Raw genomic sequence first — 1,045 nt, 5'->3', positions numbered from 1 at the left:
CGCCGCTGGCCGTGGCTGCTGGGTGCGGTGCTCGCGCTGCCGCTGGCCGCGGCGGCGGTCATCGCCTCGGCGTGGCAGGCGCTGCACACCGAGGCCGGCACGCGCTGGTGGCTCGATCAGATCGGCATGCATGTGCCGGGGCTCACGCTCGAAGCCCCACGCGGCGCGCTGCTCGGGCCGACCAGCGAGTTCTCGCTGGCGCGGCTGTCGATCCGTGCCGGCCGCAGCACGGTCCGCATCGACGGCCTGCAATCGAGCGGTCTGGAGCTCGTCGACTGGCGCTTCGCCGCGCCCTTCGTTCATCTCCAGGCCCGCACGCTGGCCGCGCACAGCGTGGCGGTCGAGTTCTCCCCCACGCCCGCGCCGACGCCTGCCGCGGGCGCCCCGTCCGACCTGCAGCTCCCGCTGAGCGCGCGCATCGACACGCTGCGCATCGAGCGCCTGCAACTGCCGGGGCTCGCGGCGCCGATCCAGGCCCTGAGCGCGCGTGTCGAGGCCGGCAGCACCCACCGCATCGAAGCGCTGTCGTTGCGCTGGAACGGGCTGCAGGCCGAGGGCGGCGGCCAGATCGAGGCCGCCGCGCCGCTGCCGCTGCGGGCGCGCTTCGCGCTGCACGGCGCGGTTGACGCCAGCGAAGCCCAGGTACCGCCCTGGGCCCGCGACGTGACACTGGCGCTGCAGGCGGCCGGCCCGCTGAGCCGCTTCGACGCCCAGGCCACGGTGGTGATGCAATCGCAGCGCCTCGACGTCAAGGCCCAGGTCACGCCCTTCGATCCCCTGCCCGTCTCGCAGCTCGACGCGCACTTCGTGCGGCTCGACCTCGCGCGGCTGCTCGCCCCGCTCCTGTCCGCCGGCACGCCCGCGCCGACCACCGAGCTGAACGGCAGCGCGGTCCTGCAGCTCAACAACGACCAGCCGCTGGTGCTGCGGGCCCAGGTGCGCAACGAGGTCCCCGGCCGCTGGGACCAGCGGCGCGCGCCGCTGCGCGAGATCGACCTGCTGCTGCGGGGCCGCGGCACGGCGTGGGACATCGAGCGCGCCCGCG

General features: G+C 75.6%; 1 protein-coding gene. It reads left to right on the top strand.

From position 1 onward, the window contains the following. Positions 1–1,045: hypothetical protein (locus tag x551_RS26090; RefSeq protein WP_036251919.1), on the top strand; the 1,045-nt coding region annotated here is incomplete at both ends.

It is taken from the genome of Methylibium sp. T29 (assembly GCF_000576205.1).
GTDB lineage: Bacteria > Pseudomonadota > Gammaproteobacteria > Burkholderiales > Burkholderiaceae_C > Methylibium > Methylibium petroleiphilum.
Note: the sequence above shows the minus strand (reverse complement) of the source record. Positions and strands in the feature narration are given on the sequence as shown.